This window comes from Shimia sp. R11_0, assembly GCF_017744035.1.
GTDB classification, from domain to species: domain Bacteria; phylum Pseudomonadota; class Alphaproteobacteria; order Rhodobacterales; family Rhodobacteraceae; genus Shimia; species Shimia marina.
In genome coordinates this window covers 68,202-87,434 of the sequence record NZ_JAGHQY010000001.1, presented here as the reverse complement: position 1 = coordinate 87,434, position 19,233 = coordinate 68,202, and the positions used below count along the sequence as shown (strand labels likewise).

The 19,233-nt window shown below is 59.4% G+C and carries 10 protein-coding genes; 7 read left to right on the top strand and 3 right to left on the bottom strand.

The features are described 5' to 3' along the window. Positions 1–140: 140 nt before the first annotated feature. Complete coding sequence (locus J7382_RS00340; protein ID WP_209066371.1) at positions 141–5,576, top strand: alpha-2-macroglobulin family protein; 5,436 nt, start codon at positions 141–143, stop codon at positions 5,574–5,576. Position 5,577: 1 nt separating this feature from the next. Continuing rightward, the gene (gene pbpC, locus J7382_RS00335) at positions 5,578–7,620 is read left to right on the top strand and encodes a penicillin-binding protein 1C (protein ID WP_209066370.1); all 2,043 of its coding nucleotides are present in this window, start codon (positions 5,578–5,580) and stop codon (positions 7,618–7,620) included. Positions 7,621–7,734: 114 nt separating this feature from the next. On the opposite strand, the gene J7382_RS00330 is transcribed toward pbpC, so the two are convergent. Continuing rightward, a complete protein-coding gene (locus tag J7382_RS00330; protein WP_209066369.1) occupies positions 7,735–8,910 on the bottom strand; it encodes an acetyl-CoA C-acyltransferase family protein in 1,176 nt (391 codons plus the stop codon). A gap of 159 nt (positions 8,911–9,069) precedes the next feature. On the opposite strand from J7382_RS00330, the gene J7382_RS00325 reads away from it, so the two are divergent. The 5 genes from J7382_RS00325 (at position 9,070) to J7382_RS00305 (ending at position 13,818) form a co-directional block, all read left to right on the top strand. Next, positions 9,070–9,627 (top strand): XRE family transcriptional regulator, encoded by a 558-nt coding sequence (locus J7382_RS00325; protein WP_209067523.1) that lies wholly within the window; start codon positions 9,070–9,072, stop codon positions 9,625–9,627. Positions 9,628–9,880: 253 nt separating this feature from the next. Next, the gene (locus J7382_RS00320) at positions 9,881–11,068 is read left to right on the top strand and encodes a glycine C-acetyltransferase (RefSeq protein WP_209066368.1); all 1,188 of its coding nucleotides are present in this window, start codon (positions 9,881–9,883) and stop codon (positions 11,066–11,068) included. After that, a complete protein-coding gene (locus J7382_RS00315) occupies positions 11,065–12,015 on the top strand; it encodes a cysteine synthase family protein (RefSeq protein ID WP_209066367.1) in 951 nt (316 codons plus the stop codon). The genes J7382_RS00320 and J7382_RS00315 overlap by 4 nt, the downstream gene beginning before the upstream one ends. Positions 12,016–12,034: 19 nt before the next feature. Continuing rightward, complete coding sequence (gene tdh, locus J7382_RS00310) at positions 12,035–13,069, top strand: L-threonine 3-dehydrogenase (protein WP_209067521.1); 1,035 nt, start codon at positions 12,035–12,037, stop codon at positions 13,067–13,069. 185 nt (positions 13,070–13,254) lie between these two features. Then, positions 13,255–13,818, top strand: coding sequence for a TetR/AcrR family transcriptional regulator (locus tag J7382_RS00305; protein ID WP_209066366.1), 564 nt, complete (start codon positions 13,255–13,257; stop codon positions 13,816–13,818). Here the strand turns inward: J7382_RS00305 and J7382_RS00300 are convergent. Continuing rightward, the gene (locus J7382_RS00300) at positions 13,815–17,243 is read right to left on the bottom strand and encodes a translocation/assembly module TamB domain-containing protein (protein WP_209066365.1); all 3,429 of its coding nucleotides are present in this window, start codon (positions 17,241–17,243) and stop codon (positions 13,815–13,817) included. The two genes, J7382_RS00305 and J7382_RS00300, sit on opposite strands and share 4 nt — an antisense overlap. Continuing rightward, positions 17,243–19,009, bottom strand: coding sequence for a BamA/TamA family outer membrane protein (locus tag J7382_RS00295; protein WP_209066364.1), 1,767 nt, complete (start codon positions 19,007–19,009; stop codon positions 17,243–17,245). The genes J7382_RS00300 and J7382_RS00295 overlap by 1 nt, the downstream gene beginning before the upstream one ends. Between the last annotated feature and the right edge of the window lie 224 nt (positions 19,010–19,233).

The following is a 19,233-nucleotide window of genomic DNA, read 5'->3' as shown; positions in this document are numbered from 1 at the left end:
ATCCTCAAGTCGTCCACTACAGTTCAGTGAGTTATCTCAGACGACGATGAATATCTGCTTAACTCTCGTCTAGGCTTATCGCCGTTGCCAAGCTTGGCGTCTGCGTGCCACCATCGCTTCATTGAACTGAGGAGAGCGAAATGTTCCGCGTATTGACCGCTGTTTTGTGCATTTTGACCGCGACGACCACCATTGCCGAAAACTATATTCCAGAGCGTCGCGTGGTGGTGAGCCCGGATGTGGATTTTTATGGATCGGATCTGCAGAACATTTTCGACACCACTTACGAAGCCTGCATTCAGACGTGCTTGAATGATTCAGACTGCACGGCTTTCACGTTCAATCGTAAATCCAATGCCTGTTTCCCAAAATCGGCCATTTCACAGAAAGAGCCCTATGAGGGGGCGCTGTCTGCTGAGGTGTTCTCCGTTTCGGAGCAAGTTTTGCAGCTGGGCCGTGCGCGCAGCGCGGAGCTGATGTTTCTACGGGAAAGTGATTTGAAGACGGCGCAGGAACTGGCGGAAAAAATTGGTCGCTACCACGCGGGCGGTGCTTGGGATGTCGAAGACATGCTTGCGTCAGCGCGGGATAGGCGCGCAGAAGGCAATATGCTGTCGGCCATGCGCTGGACTGGCGCCGCACTCAGTAAACAGGACCGCAGTGATCTATGGGCCGAATATGGCCGGATGAATGCGGCACTTGCCACATCGCAATCGGGCAACACCACAACCTACCAAACGCGTGCAGCTGGCGCGGCCATCAACGCCTATCTGCGTGCAGCCAGCAAAAGTGAGCAGGTGAATGCGCTTCTGCTTTTGGCGGAGCAACTTGAGGAACAGGGGCGTGGCAAAGCTGTCCTGCGCAGCCTGCGTCTGGCCGGTGGGGTGCAGAACCGAATTGATATTGCCGAAAAGCTTGAAACGGCAATCGCCAAATATGGCTTTCGCGTTTCGGATCATCAGGTGGAAAGTGATCTGGAAAGCCCGCGATTCTGCGCAGAATTCAATGAGCCTCTGATCAAGGTTGGTCAGGATTACACGCCTTTTGTGAAACTACCCGATTCCCGCCTTGCCGTGCGCGTAGAAGAGCAGCGCATCTGCGTGGAAGGCCTTACACATGGTCAGGATATTGCGGTGATCTTCCGCAAGGGGCTTCCGGCGCAGAGTGGAGAGACACTGTCCAAGGATACAGAATTGCGTGCTTATGTGCGGGATCGCAGCCCCAAGGTGGCTTTTGCCGGTCGCGCTTATGTGTTGCCACGTTCCGCAGATGCGGGACTTCCGATTGAGACGGTCAATACCGATGAGGTGACGCTGACCTTGCAGCGCGTGAACGACCGCAATCTTTTGCGGGCCATTCAGGACAGCTATTTTGGACAGCCGCTCAGCTATTGGCAGTTGGAAGATTTCAATCGTGATGTGGCTGAGACAATCTGGACAGGATCCGGTCAGGTAGAAAATCGCCTCAACCAGACCATGACAACGCGTCTGCCTCTGGGAGATCTGGTGAAAGGCCAGCCCGCAGGCGTCTATGCGTTGACGGCAGATCTCATTGGCGCGGATAAATATGATGAGACGTCCGCTACGCAGTGGTTTCTGCTGTCTGATATCGGGATGACATCTCTCAGTGGCACGGACGGACTACATGTGTTTGTGCGCCATCTTTCGGATGCCTCCGCCTTTGCGCAAGCCAAGGTGACGCTTCTGTCGCGCGCCAATCGGGTGCTTGGGGAAGTGACAACTGATGCGCAGGGCTATGGCGTATTTGACGCTGGGCTGACGCGGGGTACAGGGGCTGCGGCGCCAGCGTTGCTTATGGTGCAGTCGGAGGATGATTTCTCTTTCCTCTCACTGACCGAGCCGGCATTTGATTTGTCTGACCGGGGCGTAGAGGGCCGCCCGGCGGCACCGCCGATGGATGTCTTTGTCTCAACGGATCGTGGGGCCTATCGCGCGGGAGAGACTATTCACGCGACGGCATTGGTGCGCGGTACTTTGGCCGAGGCGCTTCCGGGCGTCCCCCTTACGGCGATTCTGACGCGCCCTGACGGTGTGGAATACAGCCGGATGGTCTCGCCTGATGGTGTGGCGGGTGGCCATGTTTTTGCAATGCCCTTGGGCGCAACAGTGCCACGCGGGCGTTGGACAGTTGATTTCAAATCCGATCTGGATGCGCCCGCCTTGGCACAGGCCAAGGTGCTGGTCGAAGACTTTTTGCCAGAACGGATCGATTTCTCACTGAATGCGCCAAACGCCCCATTGGACGCGGTGGCCCCAACGCCGATTGCGCTGAAGGCGCGCTATCTGTTTGGAGCGCCAGCCGCTGATCTGGCAATTGAAGGGCAGGTGAAGCTACAGGCAAAATCCGAGATTGCCGCCCATCCGGGGTTTGTCTTTGGGCGGTATGACACGCCTTTCTTTGGTCAGACTGCGTATTTCGATGGCGCGGTGACGGATGCTGCCGGTGAAGCTGAGGTATCGGTGACCCTGCCGCAGCAGGAGGCCCAAGGCAAGCCGCTGGTGGCAGAGATCGCTGTGCGCGTTTTGGAAGGTGCGGGGCGTCCGGTAGAGCGCCGCTTAGAACATCCGGTGGCCGCACAAACGCCATTGATCGGTATCAAGGCGCTCTTTGAAGAAGACGTCATCGCGGAAAACAGCACAGCCCAGTTTGAGATTTTGCCGCTCAACGCAGATTTGACACCGGCCAATATGGCTCTGCGCTGGGCCGTCAATCGGGTTGAAACACGCTATCAGTGGTATCAGCTGAATGGCGGCTGGGAGTGGGAACCCACGACAACACGCCATACCGTTGCACAGGGGCGCATGACGGCAGAAGGGGTGCCGATTGCGGTGTCTGCCGATGTCACCTGGGGGCAGTATGAAATTGTGGTGGAGCAGGAAGGCGGCAGCTATGTCAGCAGTGCTCTCTCGTTCTCAGCAGGCTGGTATGCGCCTGCGGATACAACTGAAACGCCTGATACGCTTGAACTGTCCCTTGATGCACAGTCCTATCGGATTGGTGATACCGCGCAGCTGCGTCTGGTGCCGCGGTTTGCTGGCAAAGCTCTGATTTCGGTGATGTCCAACCGCTTGATTGCGATGAAAGCAGTGGACGTTCAGGAGGGCGAAAACCTGATAGATCTTCCTGTCACGGAAGAATGGGGCGCAGGGGCCTATGTGACCGCATCGGTGATCCGGCCTTCTGATGCGCAGCTGAGCCAAAACCCAGCGCGCGCATTGGGCCTGCGCTACGCAGCTGTGGATCCAGGGCACAAACAGCTTGCGGTCGAGATTGGCACGCCTCTCACGGCAGAACCGCGTGGTCCTCTTGATGTCACAGTCAATGTGGCAGGTATTTCAGAGGGGGAAACAGCGTTCGTCACATTGGCAGCGGTCGATGTGGGCATTTTGAATCTGACTCGTTTTGAAAGCCCTGATCCTTCCGCGCACTATTTTGGACAGCGGCGTCTGGGTATGGAAATTCGCGATATTTACGGGCGTCTGATCAATGGGTTGCAAGGCAGCATGGGGCAGCTGCGCAGCGGCGGCGATGCCAATGCGGGGAGCGGTTTTGAGGCACCACCGCCAACCGAAGAACTGGTGGCCTATTTCACAGGCCCGGTTGAGGTTGGCGCAGACGGCAAAGCGCAGGCGCAGTTTGATCTGCCCGAGTTCAATGGCACGGTGCGCTTAATGGCTGTGGCGTGGTCTGACACCGCAGTGGGACAGGCCGAAGCCGATGTTTTGGTGCGCGACCCTGTGGTTGTTACCGCCAGCCTGCCGCGCTTTCTCGCGCCAGGTGATGAAAGCCGCCTTCTGCTAGAATTTGTGCATGCTGAGGGTCCGGCCGGACGTATGGGGCTTGACGTGGTTGCACAGGGCCTGTCGCTTGACACCTCCGCTGTCCCGTCAGGTTTGGACTTGGCAGCACTGGGAACTGCGCGGCTCTCCGTGCCTGTGGTGGCTGAAAGTGTTGGCAATCATACCGTTCGCATTGCACTGACGACACCTGACGGCAAACAGTTGGTAAAATCGCTCACTGTGCCGGTGCGGGCCAATGACCCTGCGATCAGCATCACACGCCAATTGAGCCTCGCGCCGGGAGAAAGCCTGACTGTGGGATCTGATGTGCTTGCTGATTTGCGGGCGGGGACTGGGGAACTGATGGTGTCTTCCGGCGCTTTGGCCAGATTTGATGCGCCAGGACTTTTGCAGGCGTTGGATCGCTACCCCTATGGATGCACTGAGCAGGTCACATCACAGGCCCTGCCGTTGTTGTATTTTGAAGAGGTGGCAGATGCGGTTGGGATCGTGCCTCAGGACGGTTTGGATCAGCGCGTTTCAGAGGCGATCGCTTTGATTTTGACCCGGCAGTCGAGCAACGGAGCCTTTGGCCTCTGGCGTCCGGATTCCGGGGATTTTTGGCTGGATGCCTATGTTGGTGATTTTCTGTCACGTGCGAAATCACGGGGGCATGTGGTGCCGCCAAAGGCCTTTCAGCAGGCGATGAACAATCTGCGCAACCGGATCAACTATGCGCCAGATTTTGAGCGCGGCGGCGAAGACATTGCCTATGCTTTGCTGGTCCTCGCGCGAGAGGGGGCGGCGGCCATGGGCGATCTGCGTTACTATGCGGATGTCAAAGCGGAGGCCTTTGCCACGCCTCTGGCGGCGGCGCAGTTGGGCGCGGCGCTGGCCATGTATGGGGACCAGACGCGCGCCGACCATATGTTCCGTATTGCGGCTGACAAGATTGCGGCGCAGTCCACAGAGGCTGACGCGCGACCTCTCTGGCGTGCTGACTATGGCACAGCGCTGCGTGATGTGGCGGGCACCATGGCATTGGCGCTGGAAGCCAAAAGCGACGCCCTTGATCTGGAAGGGTTGGCAGAGCAGGTGACCTCACCTGCGCGAGAGCTCTCTACACAAGAGGCGGTTTGGTCTTTGCTGGCCGCGCAGGGGCTGCTTTCAGAGACTGGTGAAACCGCGCTGAGCTTGAACGGCACGGCCCTTGAGAGTGCCCTTGTGGCGCGCTGGTCTGAAGGAGATCTTGCAGTTGATAAAGTGCTGCGAAATGAGGGGGATACGCCCAAGAGGGTCACACTCACAACCTTTGGTGTGCCGACTTACTCTGTGGAGCAGGGGGGATATGGATATGCCCTGACGCGGCAGTATTTCACCATGGAAGGTGAGGAAGTCACCGCGGGCTCGGTGGCAACGGGCACGCGCCTTGTTGCGGTGCTCACCGTTCGGCCTTCCACACAGGTGGGGGCGCGTCTCATGATCAACGATCCTTTGCCTGCAGGCTTTGAGATCGACAATCCCAATCTCTTGTCCGGTGGAGACATTCGGGGGCTTGAATGGCTTGCGCCCGCCGCCGCAGAGCACAGCGAGTTCCGCGCGGATCGGTTTCTGGCAGCGGTGGACTGGCGTTCTGATAGACCCTTCCAACTGGCCTATGTTGTGCGAGCTGTCAGCCCGGGAGTGTATCATCATCCAGCGGCCTCTGTCGAAGACATGTATCGCCCGCAATATAGGGCCAACACGGCGGCAGCGCGCCTTGTCGTGAGCGAGTGACATGCGGCTTTGGCTGGCGGTCCTGCTAGTTGGGGGGCTTTTGTTCTTTGCGGGTGCGCGCGACACGCTGGACCGTTGGATCAACGAGACAGAGCTGCCGCCTCTGTTGGCAGAGACCTCCGTTGAAGTGCTGGACCGCAAAGGTGCGCTTTTGCGAGCCTATACTGTGGAGGATGGTCTCTGGCGTATGAGCGCTGCGGTGGACGACGTCGATCCGACCTATTTGGCGATGTTGGTTGCCTATGAAGATGCCCGGTTTTGGCAACACCAGGGTGTTGATTTCAAAGCCTTTATGCGTGCCGCCTGGCAGGCGCTGACGCAGCAGCGTGTGGTGTCTGGGGGCTCTACCCTGACGATGCAGGTGGCGCGGCTTATTGAAGATTCCGGCACAGGGGCTTGGGCCGGAAAGCTGCGCCAAATTCGGGTGGCACTCGCGCTGGAGAAACGCCTCAGCAAAACAGAAATTCTACAGCTTTATCTGACCCATGCACCCTTTGGTGGCAATCTTGAGGGCATCCGTGCCGCGACGCTGTCGTGGTTTGGCAAAGAACCACACCGGCTGACCCCAGCCGAAAGCGCACTTCTGGTGGCTCTTCCGCAGAGCCCCAATGCCCGCCGCCCTGATCGTCATCCAGAGGCAGCACAGGCTGCGCGCGATCGGGTGCTCTATGTTGCTGAAAAGAAGGGTGTTTTGACAGAGGATGATGTGCAGGCCGCACATATCACGCCGATTGCACAGACCCGCAGGCCTTTCCCTGTGCTGGCACCACATATGGCAGATCGGGCGCGGCAACAGGATCCTTTGGCCCAGCGGCATCATGTGACATTGGATCTGACCCTGCAAAAATCGCTTGAGACGCTTGCCGCGCAGGCGGTGCAGAGGTTGGGGCGGCGTTTATCGGTGGCCATGATTGTTGCGGATCATGAAAGCGGTGAAATCCTGGCATCTGTGGGCTCCGCCGGGTTTGGTGATGGCGACGGGCGGCAAGGCTTCATTGACATGACGCAGGCCAAACGTTCGCCGGGGTCTACGCTTAAGCCTTTGGTATATGGACTTTCTTTTGACCAGGGGCTTGTGCATCCAGAGAGCCTGATTTCCGATCGGCCCGTGCATTTTGGTCGCTACGCGCCGCAGAATTTTGATGGTCAATTTCGGGGTGATGTACGTGTCAGGGAGGCATTGGCGCTGTCTTTGAACATCCCGGTTGTGTTGCTGACCGATGAGATTGGGCCAGCTAATTTGATGGTGGCGATGCGGCGCGCGGGATTGCGGCCAGAAGTGCCGGGAGGCGCGGCCGGACTGGCGGTGGCTTTGGGGGGCGTTGGGGTGTCTCTGGAAGAGCTTGTGTCGCTTTATGCGATGTTTCCACAAGGGGGCGAGGCATCTGATTTGACTTGGAAATATCCCAAAAAAACATATGAAAAGCAACGCATTATAAGCCGTTCGGCGGCGTGGCATTTGGGGGATATTCTGTCTGAGATTGCCCCGCCGGTGGGGGCGGCGCGCAGCGGGTTGGCCTATAAAACCGGCACCTCTTATGGCCATCGGGACACATGGGCGCTGGGCTTTGATGGCAGGCATGTGGCGGGCGTGTGGATTGGCCGACCTGATGGAACACCTGTCCCCGGTGCCTTTGGGGCTGAGGTGGCGGCACCGGTGCTGTTTGAGCTGTTTCAGCGCCTTAAGCCAGAGCTAGATCCACTGTCCCCTCCGCCGCCGGAAACGCTGATTGTCAGCCACGGACAACTGCCTGAACCGCTTAAGAAATTTAAGGGTCGACAGGCAGTGTTTGAGCCTGCCTCTGAGAGCCTTGAACTGGCCTTTCCGCCACAGGGTGCGCGGCTTTCACAGGGGGAAGAAGGCGTGGTGGTCAAGGTGCGCAATGCGGCCTTTCCGTTGACATTTCTGGCCAATGGGCAGCCGGTACTTACCAATATGCGCCGTTCTGAAGTGCGCTTGCCGATGGATGGAAAGGGCCAGGCAACGGTGACGGTGATTGACGCGACGGGGCGGTCGGATCAGGTCACGTTCTGGGTGGATTAACCATTTTTTGGCACGTCGGTATTGCGTCTGTATCGCGTCCGTAATGCGGAGGTGCCAAACACACGCCGGCCAAAGGCGTTAACCTTTGGCCGATGCAGGTTTGCTTTGAAAGGTTTAGATACGTTCAATGGCGAGTGCGATGCCCTGACCGCCGCCGATGCACATGGTCGCCAGACCTTTGGAACCGCCAGTGCGCTCCAGTTCATACATCAGTTTCACGGTGATGATCGCACCGGTTGCGCCAACCGGGTGGCCCAGAGAGATCGCACCGCCGTTCGGGTTCACTTTGGAGGTGTCCAGACCAAGGCCTTTGTTCACGGCGATGGCTTGGGAGGCGAAGGCTTCGTTGCTTTCGATCACGTCAAAGTCGGCCACGGAGAGACCGGTTTTCGCCAGCAGGTTTTCCACAGCCGGGATCGGGCCAATACCCATCACCTCTGGGCGCACACCGGCGTGGGCATAGCCAAGCACGCGGAACTTCGGGGTCAGGCCAGCGGCCTCTGCGGCCTCTGCGCGGGCCAGCACGATGGCGGCGGCACCGTCGTTCAGGCCAGAAGCGTTGCCTGCGGTCACACGGCCATCTTTCTTGAAGACCGGACGCAGCCTGCCCAGAGACTCCATGGTGGAGGCGGTTGGGTGTTCATCACGGACAAATGGCACCATGTCGCGCTTTACTTTGACGTCGACCGGGGTGATCTGTTCGTCAAAATAACCGGCTTCGATCGCCGCTGCGGCGCGCTCCTGGCTGGCGAGGGCGAAAGCGTCCATGTCTTCGCGGGTCACGTCGTGCTCATCAGCGACGTTTTCCGCGGTCACACCCATGTGGCCGGTGCCAAACGGGCAGTTCAGCGCACCCAGCATCATGTCCAGCGTTTTCACGTCGCCCATCTTCTGGCCCCAGCGCTGCTGTTGCAGGATGTAGGGAGAGCGGGACATGTTTTCGGCCCCACCGGCGAGGGCAAAATCTGCATCGCCCAGCATCAGGGATTGGGTGGCGGACACGATGGCCTGAAGGCCGGAGCCGCAGAGGCGGTTCACGTTCATCGCTGGGGTGGTATTGGGCACGCCTGCGTCCACAGAGGCAACGCGGGAGAGATACATGTCGCGTGGCTCGGTGTTGATGACGTGACCGAAAGCCACATGGCCGATCTGGTCGCCCTGAACACCTGCGCGTTCGATGGCGGCTTTGGACACAGCGGTCGCCAGCTCAATTGGGGGGGTGTTGGCGAGCGATCCGCCAAAAGTACCAACGGCGGTGCGGGCACCGCCCAGAATTACGATGTCGGACATGGGTCCTCTCCTCTCAGTCGCATTTGTCGCGCACTATGCAGAGGGGCCCGGATGAAGTCAGCAGGAACGGCGCGTCACGGTCTGTTGACCCGTAGTCCTACGGAAGGTCGGCGCAGGGTGTTGATTGACAAGAGGACGGGCTTGGCGGCATCAGAGGGTATGGACACTGACTTGCCGATTTTGGATCTCCTGCCCGCGCGTCTGCGCGAAGCCCGCCGCGCACAGGGGCTGTCGCTAGATGCGGTGGCGAAACTTTCGGGCGTGAGCCGGTCGATGGTGAGCCAGATTGAACGGGGCGAAAGCAGCCCGACCATAGCGACGCTGTGGAACCTGACGCGGGCGTTGCAGGTGGATTTTGCCGGGCTGTTGGATGCGGATGCCGCAGACAAGGTTGAGGTGCTGCGCGCCAGTGATGTGCCGCGTTTTGACAATATGGGTCACCTGTGCCTGATCCATATTCTGTCCCCACCCGAAGATGTGGGTGGGCATGAAGTCTATGACATCCGTTTTGAGACGGGCGGGCACCTGAAAAGCGCGCCGCACAAACGCGGCGCAACTGAGCAGCTCACGGTGCTGGAAGGGGCTGTGCGGGTGAGCAGTGGTGCGGCGGCGCAGGAATTGTCCGAGGGGGACACAGCGCGCTACGGCGCGGATGTGGCGCACAGTATTGAAGCCACCCAGCCTGCGCGGGTGTTTTTGATTGTTAAGAATGGGTGAGGCTCTTTGCGAAGGGCTGCGGCTATTTGGGTAGACGCTTTTGCGACAGTTCAGTTTGCGATGTGAAGGATGCTGTCGAGACCTTGCTGCTCGGGGGGGAGTCCCCAAGGGCGCCCCCGAGAGACAGCCCTTCCTGACGGTTGGGTTGGGGTGATTTCTGAAATCACGGATTTTTGTCCGCTATAGTGAAATTCCCCCTTCACGGAGATAAATCCGTTATGGTAGAGGTGCGTCCATCATTATGGAGGACCTCATGTCAGATGCTTTTCTGAACGACATCCGTACCACGCTGAAAACCATTGAGGCGGAGGGGCTGATGAAACAGGAGCGCATGATCACCTCGCCTCAGGGCGGTGAGATTGCAGTGGGGGCGCGGGAGGTGATCAACCTTTGTGCCAACAACTATCTTGGGCTGGCGGACAATCCGGCGCTGATCGAGGCGGCCAAGGGGGCGATGGAGCCGCGCGGGTTTGGCATGGCTTCGGTGCGGTTTATTTGCGGTACGCAGGACATTCACCGGGAACTGGAACAGAAGCTGGCGACGTTTCTGAAGAAAGACGACGCGATCCTCTTTGCAGCCTGTTTCGATGCCAATGGCGGGCTGTTTGAGCCCTTGTTGGGGCCAGAGGATGCGATTGTTTCTGACAGTCTCAACCATGCGTCGATCATTGACGGTATCCGTTTGTGTAAGGCGAAGCGCTATCGCTATGCCAATAATGACATGGCGGATCTGGAGGCGATGCTGCAGCACGCCAAGAACGAAGGTGCGCGCCACATCATGATTGCCACGGATGGGGTGTTTTCCATGGATGGTTATCTGGCGAACCTGCCGGAGATCACGCGGCTGGCGAAAGAGTATGACGCGGTGGTGATGGTGGATGATTGCCATGCGACCGGGTTCATGGGGCCAAACGGGGCGGGCACGCCGGATCATTTTGGTGTGGATGTGGATATTCTCACCGGGACTTTGGGCAAGGCACTTGGGGGGGCTATTGGCGGTTATATCGCCGGGCCGCAGCCAGTGATCGACCTGCTGCGGCAGCGGGCGCGGCCCTATCTGTTCTCCAATTCGCTGCCGCCCAGCATTGTTGCCGCCGGGATCGAAGCGCTCCGGCTGGTTGAGGAGGGGGCTGCGGATCGTAAACGCCTGTTTGAGAATGCGGCCTATTGGCGGGCCGGGCTTGAGGCGCTGGGCTTTGATATACTGCCCGGGGAACATCCGATCATTCCGGTGATGCTGGGCGAGGCGACTCTGGCGCAGGAGATGGCAGCGGGGCTGTTTGAGGAAGGCGTGTATGTGTCGGGCTTTTTCTTCCCGGTGGTGCCGCGCGGACAGGCGCGCATCCGCACGCAGATGAATGCGGCGCTGACCAAAGATGAGCTGGACCGGGCGCTGGCGGCCTTTGGCAAAGTGGGCAAGGAACTGGGAGTGCTGAAATGATTTTACCCTCCGTTGTTGAGGCGATTGAGAATACGCCATTGGTGTCCCTGACCCGGCTCTGCGACCATCTGAAACTTGAGGGGCGTATTCTGGCAAAGCTGGATTACCTCCTTCCGGGGTTTTCCAAGAAAGACCGTGCGGCCCGGGCGATCATCGAGATGGCGCGCAGGGATGGCACGCTTGCACCGGGGCAGACGGTGGTGGAGCTGACCTCTGGCAATATGGGGACCGGGCTGGCGATTGTCTGCGGCATTCTGGGGCATCCGTTTGTCGCGGTGATGAGCGCGGGTAATTCGGTCGAGCGCGCGCGCATGATGCGGGCTTTGGGCGCGGAAGTGGTGATTGTGCCGCAAGCCGCGGGCAGCAAGCCGGGCGAAGTGTCTGGCGCAGATCTCGCCATGGTGGACGCGGCGGCGCAGCAGATCACCGAAGAGCGCGGGGCGTTTCGGGCGGATCAGTTTGGTCATGCGGGCAATCCGAAGGCGCATGAAACTGGCACTGGGCCTGAAATCTGGACGCAGTCTGACGGGGCGGTGACGGCCTTTTGTGATTTTGCGGGCTCTGGCGGGACATTGGCTGGGGCGGCGGCCTATCTCGGGCCCAAAGGCGTGCGCTGCTATGCGGTGGAGCCGGAAGGCGCGCGGGCGATTGCGGGCGAAACGGTGACACAGCCAGAGCATCCCATTCAGGGGGGCGGCTATGCCATGGGGGATCTCGTGTATCTGAAGGGCGCCGCTTTGGCGGGGCATCTTTCAGTGACAGGAGAGGACGCGCGGCAGGGCGCGCGGCTGTTGGCGCAGAAAGAGGGCATCTTTGCAGGCTTTTCCGCCGGGGCCAATCTGGCCGGTGCGATAGAATTGCTGCGGGGGCCGGAAAAGGGCGGCTGTGTGGCGATTGTCATGTGCGACAGTGGTTTGAAATACCTGTCCACCGACCTGTGGGAGTGATCTGATGCGTGCAAACACCATGACCGCGTTGGAGAAATCCCACCCTGAAAAAGGGCTGTGGATGGTGCAGGCCCCGGTGCCTGAGATCGGGCCAGATGAGGTGCTGATCAAGGTCAATAAAACTGGGATCTGCGGCACGGATATTCATATCTGGAACTGGGATGACTGGGCCAGCGCCACGGTGCCGGTGCCGATGATCACCGGCCATGAATTCGCCGGGGAGATCGTGGAGATCGGACGCCGGGTGGACGGGCTCACGATTGGTCAGCGTTGTTCGGGTGAGGGCCATATCATTGGCCATGAAAGCCGTCAGGCGCGGGCGGGGAAGTTTCACCTTGATCCCGGCACGCGCGGCATTGGGGTGAATGTGCAGGGGGCCTTTGCGCAATATCTGCGGCTGCCGGCGTTTAATGTGGTGCCTTTGCCCGATGATATCCCCGATGAGATCGGCGCGATTCTGGATCCATTGGGCAATGCGGTGCACACGGCGCTGAGCTTTGATCTGCTGGGCGAAGATGTGCTGATCACGGGCGCGGGGCCGATCGGGATCATGGCGGCAGCGGTGGCCAAACATGCGGGCGCGCGCCATGTGGTGATCACCGATATCAACCCGGATCGACTTGCGCTGGCGGAGCATGTGGTGCCCAACGCGCGCGCGGTGAATGTGGCGCAGGAAGATCTCAATGATGTGATGCACGGGCTGAGCCTGAAAGAAGGCTTTGATGTGGGGCTTGAAATGAGCGGGTCACAGGCGGCGCTGGATCAGATGGTGGAGGCGCTGGTCATGGGGGGCAAGATAGCCTTGCTTGGTATTCCGCCGGGGCAGTCTCCGGTGGATTGGTCTCGCATTGTGTTTAAGGCGATCACCATTAAGGGTGTCTATGGCCGGGAGATGTTTGAGACCTGGTACAAGATGATCGCCATGCTGCAGAATGGTCTGGATGTCTCCCGTGTGATCACGCATCGCTTACCCGTGAGAGAGTTTGCGGCCGGATTTGATGCTATGCTGTCGGGTGCCTCTGGCAAAGTTGTGCTGGATTGGAGCGCTGTGTGATATCCGGATCTGGCATCATGTGTTTGCAAATGCTGCGCAGCGCCTCGGATTTGCTTCATTCGCTCAAGTGACGCTAGGGGTTTTGGGGCGTCTGCTTGCGTGTGCCGCTTTCTACCCTTAGTGTCATTTGACAACTTGAGCGGTTGTTCAATGTCGGATGTGACAGGCGGCAGGACAAGAAAACGATGCGCGATAAAATTCTCGAAGCCACGGCGGCTATGTTGGTGGCACATGGCACGCAGGCCCCGATGTCAAAGATTGCCCAGCGGGCGGGGGTGGCCACGGGGTCGCTCTATAATCACTTCGAAAACAAGGATGTTCTGATCCGGGCGGTTTATGAACAGCTTGGTCAGGCGCTGGAAAGGGCGCTGGTGGGCGGAGATGATCCAAGCCTGAGCGCGCAGGATCGGCTGGTGCTTTACATCGAAAATCACATTGACTTCATCTGGGCGGATGCGGATCGCGCGGTGTTGTTTGAGTATCTGTCCAATGTACCTCTGTTGCCCGGATCTGAAGTGCAGGAGAGCTTTCAGGGGCCGATCGACTTTATTGCGCAGCTGTTGCAGGATTTGCAGGCAGAAGGCTGGGCCGTGGCAGGTGAGGCCTGTGTGATCAGCAGTTTCATAGGGGGCGCAATCCGCAATACGCTCAAATGGGAGCGCACCTTTGGCCGTCCGCTGAGTGCAGAAACACGCGATCAGCTGCGCGAGATGTGCCTGCGTGGCGCGCGGGCACCAAAACCGGCTTAATAGTCACGCTGAAAGAACAGTCCGATGCCGTTGTCGTCATCCGATCCCACTTTGCCTTTGATCGTGAGATTGTCAGTCACATCCAGATTAAGGCTGATCGACGAGCGCCCGGTGCTGTCCACGCCGATCTCTGTGTAAACGTTTTCATTGATGTATTTGCCAGCGCGCAGACCCGGCGTGCCGGATTCATCAAAGGTCAGCCCCAAATCATCCAGCCCGGAGTTTTCCCCAAGCCGGGGGCCGCTGGGTCCCTGGCCGGAGAGTGTTGCCAGCGCGCCCGCCAGTTGGGCGGCCTGAAGGGCTGAGATGCTGGAGAGATCACGGCCAAAGAGCAGCTGCGAGAGCACCTCGTCTTCGGGCAGTTCTGGATCGCTTTCCAGCAGGATTTGGGGATCATCCAGAGGCCCATCAAGGATCACATAGATGGTGGCATCTGGCTGTTCGGAGATGGCCACGACCCGCATGGTGGGCACAAAATCTCCGAGCATAGAAATCCGCCCCTCGTCGATCTCGAAGGTTTTGGCCAGAAAATCGAGACGGCCCCGGATGAGATCTAACTCTCCATTTGGCGAGACGGCATTGGTGGTGCCGGTGATACGCATCCCGCCATTGAAATCCGCATTCAGACCGAGGCCGCGCAGGGCGATGCGCTCCTGAATGTCGATGGTGACATCCAGATTGAAAGGCGGTGCGGAGCTGTTTGAGGATTTTTCGCGGGCAATCAGACCGGCGCGATCACGGGTGGTGCGGATCGCGGCGGTTTCGTTGATGTGGTTGATGTCTGGGACAGGCCCGGCGCCAGAGAGGGCCACCGGAGTGACGCTCACATCGGTGCGCCCGACGCGGATATCGCCCGCGATGGTGCCGCCACCGGTGAGAGGGCCTGTGAGGGTGATGTCGCCATCCAGCTCAGTTTTGAAGAGCTGGCCTTGTTGGTATTGGATGTCGCGCAATGTGATGGGCAGATTTGCCGAGAAAGGCGCGGCGAGATTGATACTGCCGTTGACGCCAATATCGCCGCCGCCGGAGAACCGGCTTGTGACAGCAATCTGCGCGGCGTTATTGGCCAAATTCACCGTGCCGCCGATATCCTCAAGTGCGATTCGCAGATCGGGCATGGCAAACCGGGTGTCGTTGAAAGAAACCGTGCCCGTGACATTTTCCGGGGCCAGCGCGCCCTGCACGCGCAGATCATACCGGGCCAGACCCTGCACCGAATTGGGTGACAAGATCAGGTTGGCCGCCGCCAATGGCAGGCTGCCGGACAGGGTCAGATCATTGCCGGTCCCGGTGGGGTCAATCACGCCGCGCCCGGTGCTTGAGGTGTCAAACGGGCCAGTGGCGTCAAAGCGCAGATTGATGCCCGCGGGGGTCTGAGTGACGCTGGCTTCCACATGGGCTGCGCCGGGGAGGCTTGGCAAAAGGGCCTGTACCCGGCCGATGTCCAAGGTCAGGTCGGCGGAAGGATCGCCGGTGGCAGGGAGGCTGGCCTGAATTTTGGCGCTGCTCTCTGCTGGTGCGGTGGCGGCGACATCAAAGGCCCAGTCGCTGCCGGTTTGCGTGGCGCTGCCCGAGACGGTCACCGGCCCGCGGATGCCATCAATATCCAGCACCCGCGCAATATCATCCAATGTTGTCTCAAAGGTCAGATCGCTGTCTTGACTGGCCAATGTGCCTGCACCTGAAAGACGCAAAGCGGCGCTTGTCACCTCCCCCTTGCGCAGGGTTAGGCCGTTTTCGTCCCGTTTGGCAGAAATATCGAGGCTGCTTGGCCCGGCGAGCAGGGGATCGGCGCGTGGATCGTCAATGGCCAGATCCTGTCCGGTGGCCCGCAGGGTCAGGTCAAATCCACCCTTCAGAGGCGCGATGTCCCCGGTCAGGCTGGCACTGAGCGCGCCCGCGATGGCGCGGTTGGCGAGCCCGGCAAAGGCCGCAAGATCTGGCACGTCAAGATCAGCCTGCGTGGCGATGACCATATCCGCGCCGGTGCCTGTGATATGGGCGTCACCGGTGGCGGTCATCTGTGCGGCCTGAAGTGTCAGGCCGGAAATTTTGATGCCTGCGTCCTCTTCCCAGAGGATGTCAGCAACAAAAGAGCCGGTGTCGCCCAGCGTATTGGCCAGCGTGGCATCGCTCATCACCAGCCCATCCATATCTAGCGCAAGCGCGGCGGTGATCCGCTCTTTGGGGGCGGTTGTGATGGTGCCGGAGCCTTTGAGCGCGAGCTGATCAAGTTTGAGCGCGTTGCTGTCGATGCCCGTGATGTCGCCTGTCAGCGACCAGGCGTCACCGGCTGCGGCGTCAAACTCTGCATTGAGCGCAGCGCTGGTGATGTATTTCTTTGGCCCGCCCACGGGCAGCAACACCGCATCGCCATCGGCGGCGCGCAGGTCGATGTCCAGATCAAAACTTGCGGGCAGGTTCTCTGGTGTGAGGGCGAGCGCGCCGCGCAGGTTCAGCGCGCTGGAGGTCAGCGCGAGATTTTCAAGCGTGGTGCGGCCATCATCAAAGCGGCGCAGCAGGGTGTTGAGCGCAATGCTCTCGCCAAAGAAGTCTTTGTAGTCAGGCGCAAACAGCGGGGCCATATTGCCGCTGATATCGGCGCGGATCACCTGTGTCTGCGCGGCGTCTGCAGTGGCACCGGGTTCTGTGGACAGAACAATTTCGCCGCCCAGACGCTCCTCGCCCTCTGTGGTCAGGCGCAGATCGGCGGTGAAGTCTTCCAAAGGGCCCGCGCCCAGTACGGTTAGCCCAACCTCTGGCGCGCCGGGCAATTTGGCCAATGTGGCCACCAGACCGCCGGGGTCTTCATGTACCTGAAGGTCAATGCGCAGTTCCTCGGTCTCGTTGGCATAGGCTCCATCCAGCGCAAAGCGCCCGGCGGGGCCATTCAGGCGCGCTGCGCTGAGCAGCGCCTCACCGGTGCCGCCTTCCAGTATCAGCCGCGCGGTCAGCGACAAATCCACAGGTTCCCCAAGCAGGGATTCTCCAAGGGAAATACGCTCTGCTTTCAGAGATTGAATATTGATGCTGACCGGCAATTCCGGCAGCGCAAAGGGCTTGGCTTCGGCAGTTGTGGGGGCAGGCTCTGATTTGGGCGCGCGGGCCAGAATGATTTCTTCTGCGCTCAGTTCATTGACGTTGATATTGCCACGCAGCACGGCCAGCCGGTTCCAGTTCAATGTCACGCCATTGAGGGTCAGCCAGAGCCCTTCTGAGTCAGAGATGCGCAGGCTTTCTAAGGTTGCATTGGAACTGATGGCACCGCGCAGCCCCACCACCTCGACCTCACGTCCCGCGCCGGAAAGCGAGTCTTCCAGAAAACGGGTGAGCATGCCCTTATCTTCGTCGCTGGCCTCCTCTGCCTCTTGGGCAAAGGCATGGAGCGGTAAAAATGACAGCAGGAGAATAAAGAGCCAGCGCATCAATATGTATGTCCTATGCCGATGTAGAGCTGAACGCCATCGCCGGTGCCGCCAGAAACCGGCAGGCCAAGATCAAGACGCAGAGGGCCAAAGCCGGTGTTATAGCGCACGCCAAGTCCCGCACCGGCGTGCCAGTTGCCTCCGGAGGTCAGCGCAGCGGATTCGCCGACAAACCCGGCGTCATAAAAGGCCACTGTGGAGATGGTGTCGGTGATTTTTACACGCAATTCGCCGGACAGCCCAAGAAAGGACAGACCACCGCTTTCGATGCCGTCCACGGTGACGAAGTTGGATTGATAGGGCTGGCCCCGCACGGTGCCGCCACCGCCGGAATAAAACAGCAGGTCCGGTGGAGTTTCAGACAGGGATGGCCCGATGATGCTGCCGAGTTGTAAGCGGCCTGCCGCGATCACGCCATTGTCCGATCCAAATCCGCGATAGGCCCGCAAGTCGCCTTCGAGGTAAAGCGTGCTTTCCGCATCCCCGCCACCGGCATAGGGGAAGATTGTGCCCTCCGCATAAAACCCACGTGTGGGATTTGAGATATTGTCACGCCGGTCCAGTTTGGTAGTGGACGAAATGCCGATGGCTTTGAAGTGGCGTTCGCCGAAATTGTCATCCACGTCAGAAAAGAAACCGGTGAGCGCAAGGCTGGTTTCAAAGCGGTCAGAATGAATGCGCTTGAGACCAACCGAGGCCCCAAACTGGCGCAGGAAATAGAGGTCTTCGTCCTCTTGCTTCAGCTCTGCGCCAAGTGTCAGGGAGACATTGGATCGTAAGGTGGCTGGGCGCGTGTATAAGGTGCCGACACGGTAGTTCACGCCGCTGTTTTGCGCACCGAGGTTTTCTATGGCCGCATCAAACCGCAGGCTGTCGGCCTGATTGCGCAGATTGCGGTGCAGCCAGAAGGCCGTCAGGCTGAGCCCATCCCTGCTTTCCAATTCGGCACCAAAGCCAAACCGCCGGGGCGCGTTATCCACCACCGTCAGTTCCATATCCAATGTGTCATCGGCATTTGGTGTGTCCGCTTCGCGCAGATCGATGCTGCGAAAGGTCTCGGTACGGCGCAGACGTGCAGAAACCTGACTGACCGTTTCGGGGGAAAAAGGCGCGCCTTCGGGCAGGTCCGCAATTTCCAGAACCCGTGCCTCTGGCACTTTGGAGTCCCCTTGATAGGTCAGCTTGCCAAACCGCAATTTGGGGCCTGGCTCCAGAGTTATGTCCACATCCAGCTCGCTGTTGCGGTGATCGGCGGTGATGGATTGATCAGACACACGGGCTTTGGCATGGCCCTCGGTGCGCCAGCCATCAATCCCTTCCCGTGCCGCGCGTTCAATGGCGTTCAGATTGGCCGGGGCTTTGGGAGCAAAGTCTTCGGTCAGCTCCGTCTCTGGCGTCAAAGGCGCCATCTCAGTGCGGCCAAAGAGGAAACGCGGTCCCGGTGTCACATCGACCACAACGTCTGAGACGGTCGCAATATTGGCAAAAGGGGAGATGTCGGCGGCTTCCTGCCCGTTGACGCGGATAGAGATCTTCGGGCTGAAATAGCCTTGTCCATAGAGCACGCTGATCATGCGTTTGTAGTCAGACTGCGCGGCAGCAACGACATCCTGGCCGCCGGTTGTGCCGTCTTCTTTGGCAGTTGTGAGCAGGGACGCGCCACTGAGGCGGTCCGGCAGGGTCTCATCGCCGCCATGGGTACGGAAATCTATTTCAAAGGCGTGCAGGGGGTCTAGGGTGATCCCAAGACCTGCCGTTGCAACCATTGTTCCGAAAAGGGTGCGGAGCCACCATGCGCTTGTTCGCAACCTAATCCCCCATGCGCCAAAACCACACTTCAAAAAAATCGCCCTGTCGCGCCAACGAGGACGGCCTTTGGCGCTAGAGTATCGCAAGCGGGACTCTCTGACCATACGGCAATAGTGCACCGCCCAATTCTATTCGGTAAGAGCCTGTAGAGATTTGTTTTTGAATGGAATACGGCGGTTGC